The 15,791-nt window shown below is 47.3% G+C and carries 18 protein-coding genes; 9 read left to right on the top strand and 9 right to left on the bottom strand.

Translation table 11 applies throughout. The annotated features are described in order from the left end of the window. Positions 1–84 precede the first annotated feature (84 nt). Positions 85–633 carry a gamma carbonic anhydrase family protein gene (locus R7P36_RS20570; protein ID WP_005379096.1) on the top strand — a complete coding sequence of 183 codons (549 nt, stop codon included), beginning with the start codon at positions 85–87 and terminating at the stop codon, positions 631–633. Positions 634–640: 7 nt separating this feature from the next. Here R7P36_RS20570 and R7P36_RS20565 read toward each other — a convergent pair whose 3' ends face one another. The 4 genes from R7P36_RS20565 to R7P36_RS20550 form a co-directional block, all read right to left on the bottom strand. Then, positions 641–904: a DUF1488 domain-containing protein gene (locus R7P36_RS20565; RefSeq protein ID WP_005379090.1), complete on the bottom strand. Its 264-nt coding sequence runs from the start codon at positions 902–904 to the stop codon at positions 641–643. A 3-nt stretch (positions 905–907) separates the two neighbouring features. Beyond that, positions 908–1,741, bottom strand: a complete 834-nt coding sequence (aroE, locus tag R7P36_RS20560; protein ID WP_213900051.1) for a shikimate dehydrogenase — start codon at positions 1,739–1,741, stop codon at positions 908–910. Between the two features lie 101 nt (positions 1,742–1,842). Further along, on the bottom strand, positions 1,843–2,760 hold the full coding sequence (gene hemF, locus R7P36_RS20555; protein ID WP_065274969.1) for an oxygen-dependent coproporphyrinogen oxidase: 918 nt from the start codon (positions 2,758–2,760) through the stop codon (positions 1,843–1,845). A 47-nt stretch (positions 2,761–2,807) separates the two neighbouring features. After that, positions 2,808–3,365 (bottom strand): L-threonylcarbamoyladenylate synthase, encoded by a 558-nt coding sequence (locus R7P36_RS20550; protein ID WP_213900052.1) that lies wholly within the window; start codon positions 3,363–3,365, stop codon positions 2,808–2,810. A gap of 200 nt (positions 3,366–3,565) precedes the next feature. On the opposite strand from R7P36_RS20550, the gene purE reads away from it, so the two are divergent. Together purE and R7P36_RS20540 are read left to right on the top strand one after the other, a co-directional pair. After that, on the top strand, positions 3,566–4,051 hold the full coding sequence (purE, locus tag R7P36_RS20545; protein WP_005379082.1) for a 5-(carboxyamino)imidazole ribonucleotide mutase: 486 nt from the start codon (positions 3,566–3,568) through the stop codon (positions 4,049–4,051). Positions 4,052–4,055: 4 nt separating this feature from the next. Next, a complete protein-coding gene (locus tag R7P36_RS20540; protein WP_186584568.1) occupies positions 4,056–5,189 on the top strand; it encodes a 5-(carboxyamino)imidazole ribonucleotide synthase in 1,134 nt (377 codons plus the stop codon). A 66-nt stretch (positions 5,190–5,255) separates the two neighbouring features. Here R7P36_RS20540 and R7P36_RS20535 read toward each other — a convergent pair whose 3' ends face one another. The 4 genes from R7P36_RS20535 to R7P36_RS20520 all read right to left on the bottom strand — a co-directional run bounded on the left by R7P36_RS20535 (position 5,256) and on the right by R7P36_RS20520 (position 8,571). Continuing rightward, positions 5,256–5,825 (bottom strand): type I DNA topoisomerase, encoded by a 570-nt coding sequence (locus tag R7P36_RS20535; RefSeq protein WP_017821580.1) that lies wholly within the window; start codon positions 5,823–5,825, stop codon positions 5,256–5,258. Positions 5,826–5,901: 76 nt separating this feature from the next. Beyond that, positions 5,902–6,381 carry a DUF494 family protein gene (locus tag R7P36_RS20530; RefSeq protein ID WP_005379074.1) on the bottom strand — a complete coding sequence of 160 codons (480 nt, stop codon included), beginning with the start codon at positions 6,379–6,381 and terminating at the stop codon, positions 5,902–5,904. A gap of 2 nt (positions 6,382–6,383) precedes the next feature. Further along, complete coding sequence (gene dprA, locus R7P36_RS20525) at positions 6,384–7,493, bottom strand: DNA-processing protein DprA (protein ID WP_213900053.1); 1,110 nt, start codon at positions 7,491–7,493, stop codon at positions 6,384–6,386. After that, positions 7,477–8,571, bottom strand: a complete 1,095-nt coding sequence (locus R7P36_RS20520) for a LysM peptidoglycan-binding domain-containing protein (RefSeq protein WP_213900054.1) — start codon at positions 8,569–8,571, stop codon at positions 7,477–7,479. The genes dprA and R7P36_RS20520 overlap by 17 nt, the downstream gene beginning before the upstream one ends. A 138-nt stretch (positions 8,572–8,709) precedes the next feature. Here R7P36_RS20520 and def point away from each other — a divergent pair, with 138 nt between their 5' ends. From def to R7P36_RS20490, 6 genes are all read left to right on the top strand, one after another. Next, positions 8,710–9,228 carry a peptide deformylase gene (gene def / locus R7P36_RS20515; RefSeq protein ID WP_005379068.1) on the top strand — a complete coding sequence of 173 codons (519 nt, stop codon included), beginning with the start codon at positions 8,710–8,712 and terminating at the stop codon, positions 9,226–9,228. Between the two features lie 33 nt (positions 9,229–9,261). Then, positions 9,262–10,209, top strand: coding sequence for a methionyl-tRNA formyltransferase (fmt, locus tag R7P36_RS20510; protein WP_213900055.1), 948 nt, complete (start codon positions 9,262–9,264; stop codon positions 10,207–10,209). An 80-nt stretch (positions 10,210–10,289) separates the two neighbouring features. Further along, positions 10,290–11,573: a 16S rRNA (cytosine(967)-C(5))-methyltransferase RsmB gene (gene rsmB / locus R7P36_RS20505; protein WP_213900056.1), complete on the top strand. Its 1,284-nt coding sequence runs from the start codon at positions 10,290–10,292 to the stop codon at positions 11,571–11,573. Between the two features lie 63 nt (positions 11,574–11,636). Further along, positions 11,637–13,013, top strand: coding sequence for a Trk system potassium transporter TrkA (gene trkA / locus R7P36_RS20500; protein ID WP_005379062.1), 1,377 nt, complete (start codon positions 11,637–11,639; stop codon positions 13,011–13,013). A 9-nt stretch (positions 13,014–13,022) separates the two neighbouring features. Then, the gene (locus tag R7P36_RS20495; RefSeq protein ID WP_017821575.1) at positions 13,023–14,468 is read left to right on the top strand and encodes a TrkH family potassium uptake protein; all 1,446 of its coding nucleotides are present in this window, start codon (positions 13,023–13,025) and stop codon (positions 14,466–14,468) included. 26 nt (positions 14,469–14,494) lie between these two features. Then, entirely contained in the window at positions 14,495–15,079 is a 585-nt protein-coding gene (locus tag R7P36_RS20490; RefSeq protein ID WP_054575337.1) for a DUF3157 family protein, read from the top strand. 33 nt (positions 15,080–15,112) lie between these two features. Here the strand turns inward: R7P36_RS20490 and trhA are convergent, their stop codons facing one another. After that, the gene (gene trhA, locus R7P36_RS20485) at positions 15,113–15,766 is read right to left on the bottom strand and encodes a PAQR family membrane homeostasis protein TrhA (protein ID WP_005379047.1); all 654 of its coding nucleotides are present in this window, start codon (positions 15,764–15,766) and stop codon (positions 15,113–15,115) included. Between the last annotated feature and the right edge of the window lie 25 nt (positions 15,767–15,791).

The raw sequence follows: 15,791 nt of genomic DNA, 5'->3' as shown, positions 1-15,791 counted from the left end.
TGGGTGTTTTTTATTCTAAAAGGCGAGTTTTCACTACTATTCTACCTCCATACACCCTGTAATCGCCCTGAATAAGGAAAAAAGATGAGCTCAATGAGAAGCTACAAAGGTATAAAGCCTGAACTTGGTGAGCGTGTTTACGTTGACCCAACCTCTGTTTTAGTCGGTGATATCCGAATTGGCGATGATTCTAGCATTTGGCCATTGGTAGCAGCGCGAGGCGATGTAAACCACATTCACATTGGTGATCGAACGAATATTCAAGATGGCAGTGTTTTGCATGTCACCCATAAGAACGCTGAAAACCCAAACGGCTACCCATTGATTATTGGTAATGACGTTACGATTGGCCACAAAGTGATGCTGCACGGTTGTGAGATCCACGATCGTGTTTTGGTTGGTATGGGAGCTATTGTTTTAGATGCTGTTGTAATTGAGTCAGAGGTGATGATCGGAGCAGGCAGTTTAGTGCCACCAGGGAAAGTATTAGAAAGTGGCTACTTATATGTTGGAAGCCCAGTAAAGCAAGCTCGCCCTCTATCAGAAAAAGAACGAGCTTTCTTGCAAAAGTCTGCCAACAACTATGTGCAGAACAAAAACGACTACTTAAATGAAGTAAAAGACTTGAACTAAAGCCCTGTTAACCGATGATGATATGGCCTTCTTCGTTGAAGGCTTCATCTTCTATTAGCTCTTCAGCCATTTCTTCTAGGTCGAATCGGTAATCAGTAAACACTTTAATTGCCGCTTGCTCAGTTTCAATCAGTGAACCACTGAGCTTTTCTAGCTTTTGTTTCGTCACAAAGCACTCTATTAGTGCGCCTGATTGTTGCGCCGAAAAGTTTACCGATTGTGATACTTCATCCCATGATTGAATATCTGGGAATAAGATGGATTGATTCATCGCTTATTGACCTTCAAGGTTCTTTCTTAGTTCTCTGAGAACTTGTTTGGCACCAGGACGTAATCCACGCCAGAGCATAAAGCTTTCCGCAGCTTGGCCAACTAACATTCCAAGACCGTCATACGCATGAGCGGCACCATTCTCTTTTGCCCATAAGTTAAAGCTCGTCACCCCTTTGCCATAAATCATGTCATAGCTTGTACTGTTAGCGGCAAAGATGGAGGATGAAATAGTCGGTAGTTCACCACTAAGAGAAGCGGATGTGGAGTTAATGATGACATCATACTCTTCATCAATACTTGCCATCTCTTTGGCGAGGATAGGACCGTGAGAGACAAACAGCTCTGCGAGCTCTTGTGCTTTACTAAAGGTACGGTTGGTAATGGTTAAAGAGGTCGGCTTTTGATCGAGTAGTGGCTTAATAACACCACGAGCTGCACCACCAGCGCCAATAATTAGGATTCGCGCGCCTTCCAATACAACCTGATGCTGAAGCAGATCTTGCACTAAACCTGCACCATCAGTGTTGTCACCGATGATTTCACCATCGTCTAACTTCTTGAGGGTATTTACCGCGCCTGCTAACTGAGCCCGTTCTGTCAATCGACTAGCAAATTGATAAGCATCTTCTTTAAATGGCATAGTGATGTTGCACCCCTTGCCACCTTCAGCAAAAAACACCTTCGCCGCGTCAATAAAACCGTCAACAGGTGCACTTTCTGCGGTGTACACCAAAGATTGATTAGTTTGACGAGCAAACAAGGTGTGAATGAATGGCGACTTACTGTGTCCGATAGGATTACCAAACACGGCATAGCGATCGATTTGCTGGGTCATTTCCTTACCTTTGTTCCTTACTTAGATATAGAGAAAACAGGGCCACCTGATTACAGATGACCCTATCACTATCTATCTATATAGAAAAGGAGATTCCGTGCTTACCACTCTCGTGGCGTTAGGTATCGCTCGTAAAGTTCAGCTTCTGGCGATCCCGCTTCTGGCTCGTAGCAGTACTCCCAGCGAGCGAGCGGCGGCATTGACATCAGAATCGACTCAGTACGCCCACCGCTTTGTAAACCAAATAAGGTGCCACGGTCATACACTAAGTTGAACTCTACGTAACGGCCGCGACGATATAGTTGGAATTCACGCTCACGCTCACCATACTCGATCTCTTTACGACGAGAAACGATCGGCAAATAAGCCTGGCAATAGCCTTCACCGACAGCTTTGATGTAAGCAAAGCACTTATCAAATTCCCACTGGTTTAGATCATCAAAGAACAAACCGCCAACACCGCGAGTTTCATTACGATGTGGTAGGAAGAAGTATTTGTCACACCATGCTTTATGCTCTTGGTAAACATCGTCACCAAATGGCGCACAAAGCAGTTTTGCAGTGTCGTGCCATGATTGGCAATCTTCTTCAAATGGATAGAACGGCGTTAGGTCAAAACCACCACCAAACCACCAAATTGGGTCTTCGCCATCTTTTTCTGCAATAAAGAAGCGGACATTGGCGTGTGAAGTCGGTACATAAGGGTTTTTAGGGTGAATAACCAAAGAAACACCCATGGCTTCAAAACGACGACCCGCTAGCTCTGGGCGATGCGCTGTCGCTGATGCTGGCATTTCTTTCCCTTCCACATGCGAGAAGTTCACGCCTCCCTGCTCGAAAACAAGGCCATCACGCAAAACACGTGAGCGACCACCGCCACCCAGACGCTCTCCTTTTTCACGTTGCCATGCATCTTCGACAAAGACGGCCTTTCCATCTTCTTGTTCTAACTGCTGACAAATGGAGTCCTGAAGTGACATCAAGAACTGCTTTACGGCGTGCTTATCGATCGCTGACATACGTTATTACCTATTACGTGAAACCTAATGATGGCTGGCTAGCAGGGTTAACCCTGTCTTAATATTTGTGAAGTTTTGGCGTCACGAATCTCGCTGGGTTTATCACGACCGCTGGTCTCGCCACGAAGAATGGCGACCAGCTTATCACCCAACTGCTCTTCGACTTCTTCCGTGGTCATACACGGTGGTAAGCCGGAGAGATTCGCGCTGGTAGAGGTTAACGGCTTTCCGAATGCATTACACATTTTTTGCACCAAAGGATGATCAGTCACACGAACCGCAATTGAATCAAACTGCCCTGAAACCCAGTTGGATACTTTATCGCTCGCTGGCATGACCCAAGTGTATGGGCCTGGCCAAGTGGCATGAACAGTCTGTAATTGTTCTTCAGTCAACTGAGATTCATCAATATAAGGCAAGAGCTGATCATAACTTGCCGCGATTAGAATCAGCCCTTTTTCTACCGGACGCTGCTTGAGCTCTAATAGCTTTTGAATTGCTTCTGGGTTATCTGGATCACATCCGACACCAAAAACCCCTTCTGTTGGATAGGCAATCACTTCGCCTTGCTTGAGTGCGTTGAGCACTTGTTCAAAGTTATCCACCGATTACTTCCTATTTGTTTGACTGTGTTGTTTTCACTAAGTGTACAAATATTCATTCTCAGACACTAAAGCAATTTTTTTATAAAATGTATCAATAGCGCCAACAACAAGACGCAAACGTTTGCTTGAGATAAAAATCCCCGTATAATGCGCACAAATTTATAGCTCACCTAATTTTTTGCAGCTTAAAGGAGTTTGAGATGAAAGTCGGTATCATCATGGGTTCTAAATCCGATTGGCCAACCATGAAACTAGCAGCAGACATGCTAGACCAATTTGGCGTGCCTTACGAAACAAAAGTCGTGTCAGCACACCGAACTCCTCAATTACTGGCTGACTACGCTAGTGGCGCAAAAGAACGCGGCATCAAAGTTATCATCGCAGGCGCAGGTGGTGCAGCCCACCTACCAGGTATGGCGGCGGCGTTTACTAGTTTGCCAGTGCTTGGGGTTCCCGTTCAGTCTCGTGCACTGAAAGGTATGGATTCATTGCTTTCTATTGTACAGATGCCAAAGGGAATTGCGGTTGGTACATTGGCGATTGGCGAAGCGGGCGCAGCAAACGCCGGTATCCTAGCTGCGCAAATCCTAGGCACTCATGATGAAAACATCATGGCGAAGGTAGAAGCATTCCGTAATGAGCAAACGGAAACAGTTCTCGCAAATCCAAACCCTGCAGAGGATTAATCAGATGCATGTACTGGTTCTTGGTGCGGGTCAGTTGGCTCGTATGATGTCTCTGGCTGGTGCGCCACTGAATATTCAAATTTCAGCTTACGATGTCAGCAGCGGTGATGTCGTTCACCCTTTAACTCAACAGGTACTTGGCCATGGCTTGGAAAATGCGATTACGCAAGTTGATGTGATTACTGCCGAGTTCGAGCATATTCCACATGACGTGCTCAAGGTTTGCGAAGCGAGCGGCAAGTTCCTACCAAGTACGCAAGCCATCAAAGCAGGTGGTGATCGCCGTATTGAAAAAGCACTGCTTGATGATGCCGGCGTGCGCAACGCGAAATACTACGTCATTGAAACTCGTGAAGACTTTGACCGCGCAATTGAACACGTTGGTATGCCAATGGTTCTGAAAAGTGCATTAGGTGGTTACGATGGTAAAGGCCAATGGCGCTTAAAAGAAGCTTCTCAAGTCGACGACATTTGGACTGAGATGTCGGAGTGCATCGCGGCAACACCAACTCAAGCGATTGTTGCTGAAGAGTTTGTTCCTTTTAACCGCGAAGTATCACTGGTTGGTGCTCGAAGCAAAGATGGCAGTGTGGAAGTGTATCCTCTGGCAGAGAACGTCCACACCAACGGTGTATTGAGTCTTTCTACTGCGATTGATGCGCCAGGGTTACAGGAACAAGCAAAGCAAATGTTCACGGCAGTCGCAGATAGCCTAGATTACGTTGGCGTATTAGCGCTTGAGTTCTTTGATGTCGATGGGGCACTTTTAGTGAATGAGATTGCTCCACGCGTGCACAACTCTGGTCACTGGACACAGCAAGGTGCAGAAACGTGTCAGTTTGAAAACCATCTGCGCGCAGTGTGCGGCTTACCATTAGGCAGTACGAAATTGGTTCGTGAAACCTCAATGATTAATATTCTTGGTGAAGACACACTACCAGAAGCATTGTTATTAATGGATGGTTGCCACATTCATTGGTATGGCAAAGAGAAACGTGCAGGTCGCAAGATGGGACACATCAACGTGTGTGGCGACTACCCAGGAGAATTGCACCGTAGGTTGTGCGCTCTGGCAGACATCTTAGACCCAATAGCTTTCCCAGCCGTGCAAGCGTTCGCTAAACAGCCTCAACACTAACGTTTGGCAGCAAAAAAATAAAAAAAGGGTCGCACGATGCGACCCTTTTTAATTCCTTTGATGTATTTACCCTTGTTGGGTGTGCTGGCACTTACGGTTGGCACATTGCAATTTCACACCACTGGCGAGTTTCTTCTCCACCAACAAAGTAAAACCACATTCTTCGCATCGCCCCTTGACCGGAGCAAGGTTCACAGCAAATTTGCATTTAGGGTAGTTGTCACACGCGTAGAATGTTTTGCCAAATCGGGTTTTACGCTCAACCAAATGTCCTTTGCCACATTCAGGGCAAGCGTGTTGCTCTTGTGACTGCGCCTCTGGCTCTGGTTGATTAATCGACTCAATATGATGACAAGCCGGGTAATGGCTACAACCAACGAACATACCGTAGCGCCCTTGGCGGAGAACCAACTCATTGCCACACTCAGGACAAGGCACACCCAACTCTTTCACGATGTGACCATCATTGCTGTGTAGCGGTTTAATGTAATCACAGCTTGGGTAATGGTTACAGCCGAGAAATGGGCCATGTTTTCCGTGCTTGAGAGTCAGCTCACCACCACATTTTGGACACGGCTCGTGTTCCAAAGCGTGTTCATGGGCAGAGAAAAGGGTGTTGTCGATTTTACTACTCATACTTACCGTTTCGTGAAAAACACACAAAAAGACAAGCTCGCGTTTATTCTAGTTAAACTCGAACTTGCCCAGATGGTTAGTGAAGAATCCCTTGTTCCTTGGTGTACAACAGCTCTTCCATTAGCGTGTAAGCGTTTTCGTTGCCAGGCACATTAAACAGCACCATCAGAATGATCCATTTGAGATCTTCAAGCTCAAACTCACTCGTTTCTAATCCCATCACTCGGTCAATCACCATTTCGCGAGTTTCTGTGGTTAACACATTGATTTGCTCGAGAAACAATAGAAAACCTCGGCATTCCAAATCTAAACGCTGCATCTCTTTCGCTGTGTAGATACGAGTTGATGACGAAGCCATGCAAGTCGAGATTGCAGAAGAGGTGTCACTTTGCTGCAATGCGGCAAGCTCTTCTAACCAGACAAGGGCTTTGTAGATATCTTTTTGTTGGAAGCCTGCACGAAGCAACTCTTCTTCCAACTCGTCTTGTTCGACCTGTAACTCTGCATCGCTATGGATGTAGGTTTCGAATAGATACATCAGTATATCCATCATCATAGCTAGCCCCTCCCCTTTCGAATATAGCCACCTGAAACCGCAACGACATGCCCAGAGAGTTCTAACTCTAAGAGCTGCATCATGACTTCTTGGACAGGTATATTGGTCCTGTTTGCAAGAATATCAACCGGTGTAGCTTCACTTCCTACGTTAGCTAACAGCTGAGGAAATGGCAATTCTTCTTCATCATTTAACGTAGAAAATAAATCGGTACTCTGATTAATAGACCAATCAAGCAAGGACTGTATTTCATCTAAGACATCTTTCGTCTTTTCTACGAGGCAAGCGCCATGACGTATCAACTGGTTTCCACCGCAGGCATTGGGGGCATTGATTGACGCTGGCAGCGCAAATACTTCTCGACCTTGCTCAAGCGCGTAACGAGCTGTAATTAACGAGCCGCTCTTTTTCGCCGCCTCGACGACCAGTACACCAAGCGATAATCCACTAATAATACGATTACGACGCGGGAAGTTTTCTGGACGCGGCTTGGCATTAGGCCGAAACTCAGACACCAAGGCCCCATGTTCAATAACACGTTGCGCTAAACCACGATGACGTGCCGGATAAATATTTTCTAAGCCAGATCCTAGCACCGCAATCGTCTTACCACCCGCTTGCAACGCACCATCATGCGCATGACCATCAATGCCTAAAGCGAGACCACTGGTGACAATAAAATCGTGCTGAACAAACTCTGCAGCAAACTGACGTGCATGCTGTAATCCATCAATACTCGCATTTCGGCTGCCAACCATCGCGATTTGTGGCAGAGAAAGACAAGTAGAGTTTCCTTGAACAAAAAGTAGAGGTGGCGGCGCAACGATTTGTTTGAGTTGAGGTGGATAATGCGGGTCAGTCAGTGTCAGGATATGATGATTTGTAGAAGCTTCAAGCCAGCTTAAACAAGCATCGACTTCTTTATCTGTTGAAGCCCAAGCTTGAATTTGCTTAGTTGTTAACCCAAGTTGTTGTAGCTGTTCAGGAGAGAAGTTTACGATGTTACGTGGCGTGTCTCTTGCCAGTAGCTTATTCATTTTGACGCCGCCAATGCCTGGTAAACAACTCAGTTTTAACCAGGCAGCGAGATCATCGTTATTTCGTCGATTCATCGATGGTTAATTCGTCCGCCAACGGTGACATCACCGAAATATCTTGGTTAATGGGTTTCGTACTGTTAGTGATCAGTGCCAAGCTAAAGTACTCATAAGGACGAATGACCAGCAACTCACCAACTTTGCTTTGAGGCAAAGTAATTTTCTTATCAAGCACGCCAAACTCTTTCTTGAACTCATCGCCGTCTTTGTAAACTGGGTGCGCGTCTTCTTTTAAATCAAACACACTGCCTTGCTTCAGATTGTCTGACGTGCCTTTATCAATCACCACGACTTGGTTAGTTGAACTAAAGCGAATGCCTTCGATATTACCTAGCAACTTTGCAGAACTGCCTTGTGGCGACGGCAGCGGATAGAACGTAGTCGTGAAGTCAGTATTCTCAACCGATTGATTTGGCAACGCGATATCGTTACGTAGGATTTCTTGCATTTGCGATGTAAGCTTCAAACCTGAATAATCACTCGAAGCTTCAACGAGCTCGCCTTTGGCAATCAAACGCAGCGCGGTAATCTCTTCGGACACATCGTCACGCGAAAAGGTAGCTACTGGTCGGTAAATAGCCCAACCTGTCGCGGTCTGATTGCCATTGATATACAGCACATCTTCTGCAGTCAGATACTTACTGCCTTTGCTGCTACCCATCACTTTTGCTGCTCTGTTCAACGAATCTTTATCTAGCAACCGATCCGATTGAAGGTAAGGCATCACCAAACCTTCCGCGACCGTTGGTACGGCTTTCTTTTCTGTGATGCGAGCTTTCGGGCTCAGCTTCTTAACTGGTTTTAGGCTCAACACGGGCTGACCGTTAATCCACACCAAAGACAGCTTGTCTCCGGGATAAATTAAATGAGGGTTGTCGATTTCCGGGTTTACTTGCCACAAACGAGGCCACAACCACGGGCTATCTAAGTACATGGCCGAAATATCCCATAGCGTATCGCCCTTCACAACTACATATGTTTGTGGCGCATCATCTTTAACAGTCAGTGGGTTCGCATCCACATTTGCTACAGCGTTGAAAGTGAAAAGTAACGGCAACGTAACACTGGCAACGTTGCGGAAAATTCGATTCATGACCCTCGTCCTTGGTCTATTAAGCAGGAACCAGAATGGAAATTGGTGCAAGGATGCTGTCATTTAGGCTATAAAATGTCTAGAATTGAGCCAACAAGGTTTGTGCTGTTTCGGCACAGTTCAATATTTCGAGTGAATATGTCTGTATTACAAGTATTAACATTCCCGGATGATCGCCTGCGCACAGTCGCAAAGCCTGTTGAAGCGGTGACACCTGAGATTCAAAAAATCGTCGATGACATGATTGAAACCATGTACGACGAAGAAGGTATTGGCCTTGCTGCAACGCAGGTTGATATCCACAAACGTATCGTAGTGATTGATATTTCAGAAACTCGCGATGAGCCGATGGTGCTAATCAACCCTGAGATTCTGGAAAAGCGTGGCGAAGATGGCATCGAAGAAGGCTGTCTGTCGGTACCAGGTGCGCGCGCACTTGTGCCTCGCGCTGCAGAAGTTACCGTTAAAGCACTGGATCGTGATGGCAAAGAGTTCACCTTTGAAGCCGACGACCTGTTAGCGATTTGTGTTCAACACGAGCTTGATCACTTACAAGGTAAGCTGTTCGTGGATTACCTATCGCCACTGAAACGCAAACGCATTCAGGACAAGCTAGCGAAAATCAAACGCTTTAACGAGAAGCAGCAAAACGCTTAATCTCGAACCATACCAATTAGAAGGAAGTCTACCTTGAGTCAGTCTTTACGAATTGTCTTTGCAGGTACTCCGGATTTCGCCGCCCGTCACTTGGCGGCGTTGTTGTCTTCGGAGCATGAAGTCATCGCGGTTTACACAAACCCAGATCGTCCAGCGGGTCGTGGCAAAAAATTGGCTGCGCCACCGGTAAAACAACTGGCGCTAGAACACAATATCCCGGTTTACCAACCTGAAAGCTTTAAGTCCGACGAAGCGAAACAAGAACTTGCCGATCTGAACGCCGACCTCATGGTTGTCGTGGCGTACGGTATGCTACTGCCACAAGCGGTTCTTGATACCCCTAAACTGGGTTGTATCAACGTACATGGTTCTATCCTACCTCGTTGGCGTGGTGCGGCGCCAATCCAACGCTCTATTTGGGCGGGCGATGCAGAAACTGGCGTGACCATAATGCAGATGGATATCGGTCTCGACACTGGTGATATGCTGAAGATTGCCACGCTGCCAATCGAAGCGACAGATACCAGCGCTTCAATGTACGAAAAATTGGCTGAGCTTGGCCCAGAAGCCCTGATTGACTGCCTAGCAGACATTGCTGCGGGTAAGGCAGTGCCAGTGAAGCAAGACGATGAGCTCGCGAACTACGCGAAAAAGCTCAGCAAAGAAGAAGCACGCATCAATTGGAACGACGATGCGACGCACATTGAGCGCTGCGTTCGTGCATTTAACCCATGGCCAATGAGCCACTTTGAGGCGGCAGAAAACAGCATCAAAGTATGGCAAAGCCGTGTGGCAGAGCAAACCAGTGACAAACCAGCCGGCACCATCGTACAAGCAGATAAAACCGGTATTTATGTTGCGACAGGCAACGGCGTACTGGTGCTAGAGCAACTGCAAGTTCCTGGCAAAAAAGCCATGTCAGTTCAGGATATTCTGAATTCGCGTGCGGCTTGGTTTGAAGTTGGCACTCTGCTGGTTTAAGCCATACTAGGGGTTATTATCCCCAATTATACGAACTTTTAGAGGGCAGAGATGCCCTCCTTTACTTTAAGGTACTCATCATGAATGTTCGCGCTGCGGCTGCTAACGTCCTGTATCTTGTCGTCGACAAGGGCCACTCACTTTCAAGCGCTCTTCCAGCGGCTCAACAAACGGTACGACCTCGTGACCATGCTCTGCTACAAGAGATTTGTTACGGTGCGCTACGTTACCTACCTCGCCTAGAAATGATCGCAAACCAGTTGATGGATAAGCCGCTCAAAGGCAAACAACGTGTATTCCATCACCTAATTCTGGTTGGTATTTACCAACTGAGCTTCATGCGTATTCCTGCGCACGCAGCTGTCGGTGAAACAGTTGAAGGCACTAAAGAGCTGAAGGGTCCTCGTCTGCGTGGTTTGATTAACGCTGTATTGCGTAACTACCAGCGCAACCAAGAAGAACTCGACCAAATGGCCGTCAGCAACAACGCTGGCAAGTACGGTCATCCAAGCTGGTTACTAAAACTGCTGCAAGAGGCCTACCCACAGCAATGGGAAAGCATTGTTGAAGCAAACAATCAAAAAGCACCAATGTGGCTGCGTGTGAACCATCAACACCACACTCGTGATGAATACCTTGCGCTGCTCAAAAATGAAAACATTGATAGCACGCCACACACAGAAGCAATGGACGCCATAAAATTGGCCGCACCATGTGACGTGATGAAACTACCTGGCTTTGATAAAGGTTGGGTTTCGGTACAAGATGCGGCAGCGCAGCTTTCGATCAACTACCTAAAACCACAAGACGGCGAACTGATTTTAGATTGCTGTGCTGCGCCAGGTGGCAAGACGGCGCACATTCTAGAGCGCACATCGGGCAGTGAAGTGGTCGCGATTGACTGCGACGACACACGCTTGAAACGTGTGCATGAAAACCTGAAGCGTCTCAACCTTCAGGCAAAAGTGGTTTGCGGTGATGCGCGTAATCCACAAGAATGGTGGCAAAGCGAGCAATTTGATCGCATTTTGCTGGATGCCCCATGTTCTGCGACTGGCGTGATTCGTCGTCACCCAGACATCAAATGGCTACGTCGTGCAGACGACATCGCCGCATTAGCAGAGCTACAAAGTGAAATTTTTGATGCCATGTGGACGCAACTGAAGCCCGGCGGCACCATGGTTTACGCGACTTGTTCAATCACACCGCAAGAAAACGTGGAGCAAGTAAAAGCGTTTTTAGCACGTACCGCGGATGCGCAACTGCTGGATTCTGATCCCGACCAGCCTGGTCGTCAAATTCTACCAGGCGAAGAAGATATGGATGGTTTCTACTACGCAGTGCTAACTAAAACACACGCGTAACAGCATGCTAAATAGGGCGATTGGAGTGATTTCAATCGCCTTTTTCAGATACGAGAAAAGAGTATGAAGATCATTATTCTTGGTGCAGGTCAGGTTGGCGGCACACTGGCAGAAAACCTAGTGGGTGAAAACAACGACATCACCATCGTCGACAATAATGCCGACCGACTGCGTGAATTGCAGGACAAATACGACCTACGTGTGGTCAATGGCCATGCGAGCCATCCAGACGTGCTACACGAAGCTGGCGCGCAAGACGCCGATATGCTCGTCGCAGTAACCAACACTGATGAAACCAACATGGCCGCCTGTCAGGTCGCGTTCACTCTATTCAATACCCCAAACCGCGTTGCGCGTATTCGCTCTCCAGAATACTTGGCAGAAAAAGAAGCCCTGTTTAAATCTGGCGCTATTCCTGTTGATCACCTTATCGCACCAGAAGAACTCGTTACGAGCTACATCGAACGTCTGATCCAATACCCAGGCGCGCTGCAAGTGGTGAGCTTTGCTGAACAGAAAGTCAGCCTAGTGGCGGTGAAAGCCTACTATGGTGGCCCGTTGGTGGGTAATGCGCTATCTGCTTTGCGTGAGCACATGCCGCACATTGATACCCGTGTGGCAGCTATTTTCCGCCAGGGTCGCCCGATTCGCCCACAAGGCACCACGATTATTGAAGCCGACGATGAAGTGTTCTTCGTTGCAGCAAGTAATCATATTCGCTCAGTGATGAGTGAGCTTCAGCGCCTAGAAAAACCGTACCGCCGCATCATGATTGTTGGAGGGGGTAACATTGGCGCAAGCTTGGCAAAACGCCTAGAGCAAACTTACAGCGTGAAGCTGATTGAGCGTAACTACCAGCGTGCAGAAAAGCTCTCTGAGCAACTAGAAAACACCATCGTGTTCTGCGGTGATGCGGCAGACCAAGAGCTTCTCTCGGAAGAGAACATCGACCAAGTCGACGTCTTCATCGCGCTGACCAACGAAGATGAAACCAACATCATGTCTGCAATGTTGGCAAAACGCATGGGCGCTAAAAAAGTGATGGTGCTGATCCAACGTGGCGCTTATGTAGACCTGGTACAAGGCGGCGTAATTGATGTAGCAATCTCACCTCAGCAAGCCACTATTTCAGCCTTGCTAACGCACGTTCGTCGCGCTGATATCGTAAACGTATCCTCACTTCGCCGCGGCGCTGCGGAAGCGATTGAAGCCGTCGCTCACGGTGATGAAAGTACATCTAAAGTGGTTGGACGTGCGATTGGAGATATAAAGCTTCCACCTGGGACCACCATTGGTGCTATCGTTCGTGGCGAAGAAGTTCTTATTGCCCACGACCGTACGGTCATCGAGCAGGATGACCATGTGGTGATGTTCCTGGTCAACAAAAAATACGTATCAGACGTCGAAGCGCTATTCCAGCCGAGTCCATTCTTCCTCTAGGATTTTCCTATGGTCAACTTACGTCCCGTACTGTTTGTTATCGGGCTGGTTTTATCCAAACTGGCCCTGTTTATGTACGTGCCGACTTTGGTCGCTTTCTTTACCGGTACGGGGGGATTCCTCGATTTCGCCCAAGCCGTTGTGATCACGCACCTTGCCGCCTTCATCTGCCTGACGATCGGTCGCACCGCCAAGTTCAAACTCAGCGTACGCGATATGTTCCTCATCACCAGTTTAGTTTGGACCATCGCGAGTGCGTTCGCCGCCTTGCCATTTGTGTTTATCAACCACATCAGCTTCACCGACGCCTACTTCGAAACGATGTCGGGTATCACCACGACGGGCTCAACGGTGCTCAGTGGCCTAGACAACATGGCACCGAGCATCTTGCTATGGCGCTCTATTTTACAGTGGCTTGGTGGCATTGGTTTTATCGTGATGGCGGTAGCAGTGTTACCTATGCTGAATGTCGGTGGTATGAAGCTATTCCAAACCGAATCATCAGATTGGTCGGATAAAAGTAGTCCAAGAGCGAAAACGGTCGCCAAAAACATCGTAGCGGTTTATTTGATGCTAACGGGCCTATGTATTTTGGGCTACTTGATCACCGGCATGAACCTGTTCGAAGCAATCAACCATGCCTTTACTACGCTATCGACGGGTGGATACTCTACATCTGATGGGTCAATGAACCACTTCTCTAATGGCGCACATTGGGTGGCCACTACCTTTATGTTCTTAGGTGGTTTGCCGTTTTTGCTCTTTATCGCCGCGTTACGTAAACGCCGTATTGATGTGTTGGTTAACGACGCTCAAGTTAGAGGATTTGCGTACCTGTTCGTATTCTCAAGCTTAGTGATTTCAGCTTGGTTAGTGATTCGAGATGGGTACACCATTTTGGATGCCCTGCGAGTGTCGATGTTTAATATTGTCTCTGTCGTCACCACAACTGGCTTTGGCTTAGAAGACTTTACCGCATGGGGCGCATTACCCACCACTCTTTTCGCATTCTTAATGATGGCGGGGGCATGCTCAGGATCAACGTCTGGCGGGATCAAAATCTTCCGCTTCCAAATTGCAATGACGCTGCTAAACAAACAAATGATGAAGTTGATTCACCCTTCAGGGGTGTTTGTACAGCGTTATAACCAGCGACCGGTGAATGATGATATTGTTCGCTCAGTGGTGGCATTTGGCTTGATGTTTTTTATCACCATTATCTTTATCGCGGGTTGTTTAAGTGCTCTTGGCCTCGACCCTGTGACCAGTATTTCTGGCTCAATCACCGCCGTTGCCAATGTTGGCCCTGGTATGGGTAGTGTGATTGGCCCGACAGGCAACTTCGCGCCTCTGCCCGATACTGCCAAATGGCTCTTAAGCTTTGGGATGTTAATGGGCCGCTTGGAAATTCTGACTATTCTTGTACTGTTCTTTCCTGCGTTTTGGCGCCGCTAAGCAGACTCTAATTAAAAGGTATAACAATGAAAACATGGATTACTCTGGCGACCCTACTTGCCGCCTCATCCACATACGCCGCCGAGGTCATCACTTTAGCCGATGGTCGAGAAGTGAAGTTGAACGATGACTTTACCTGGGAATACGTCATGAAAAAACCGGCGCAGCAAGCGACGGAGACACAAACAACAGCAAGCGTAGTTGAAACAATCGCAGCTCCTGCGATTGCGACAATTCCAGTGGTAACGAAAACCGTTGGCACGACCGTGGTGGTAAACGCCAAAAAGCCAACCATGCAGCTATCAGATTCAGGTGTGGATGTATTGATTGGTTCAGCAAGCTATCAAAGCGGTGAGCTTGTTTTACCTACATCAATCACCAACCAAAGCTCTCAATCTGTCATTCAAGTGGAAGTTGAGGTGCAAGTGTTTGATATGTCTGGTCAGCAACTGGCAAAAGAAAACGTAACAGTTTGGCAATCCATCAAGCGCATGGCGGATACCTACCTGCGACCACAGCAAGCGGAACAAGGTAAGAGCATTAAATTGGCTGTACCGCAATCACAGCAATATCAGTTTTCTGCCAAAGTGCTAGAGGTAAAAACTCGCTAATACGTGTTTAATATTCTTTGTTGAGCCTATCGGCTAGATAGGCTCAACAAAGTAATAAATCGCAAAGAAATGGCACACGCAGCCAGCCAAAACAAAGCCGTGCCAGATCGCATGGTTAAAAGGAATGCGCTTCGCAACGTAGAAAATCACCCCCAGTGAATACACAATTCCACCAGCGGCAAGCAGTGTAAGTCCGCCGACATCCAAGTTAATAGCTAATTGATAAATCACAATCAACGATAACCATCCCATCACCAAGTACGTCATCAAAGAAAGCTTTTTAAATCGATAGACGAACGCAACTTTCATGATGATGCCGATCAACGCAATGCTCCAAATAACGATCATCAACCCAAATGCTAGAGGTGTTCTTAAGCTGACTAACAAGAAAGGGGTATAGCTGCCTGCTATCAAAAGATAAATAGCACAGTGGTCGAAGGTTTTTAGCCAACGTTTCGCTTTGGGATGAGGGATCGCATGATAGAGCGTCGAGGCCAAAAATAGCACGATAATACTCGCACCATAAATCGCCATACTGGTAAGCGTTAAAGTGTCAGCTTGATGGTCTATGGCTTTAACTAACAGCAGTATCAAGCCAACAATACCAAAAATCATCCCTATACCGTGGGTGATGGTATTGGCCAGTTCTTCACGTTGACTGTATTGAGGTTTCTGCAGCTCGGACATCAATGCGCCTATACTAGAGTTTGAA

This window comes from Vibrio sp. 397 (assembly GCF_033339395.1).
GTDB classification, from domain to species: Bacteria; Pseudomonadota; Gammaproteobacteria; order Enterobacterales; family Vibrionaceae; genus Vibrio; species Vibrio alginolyticus.
This window is presented reverse-complemented; position numbering and strand designations above follow the sequence as displayed.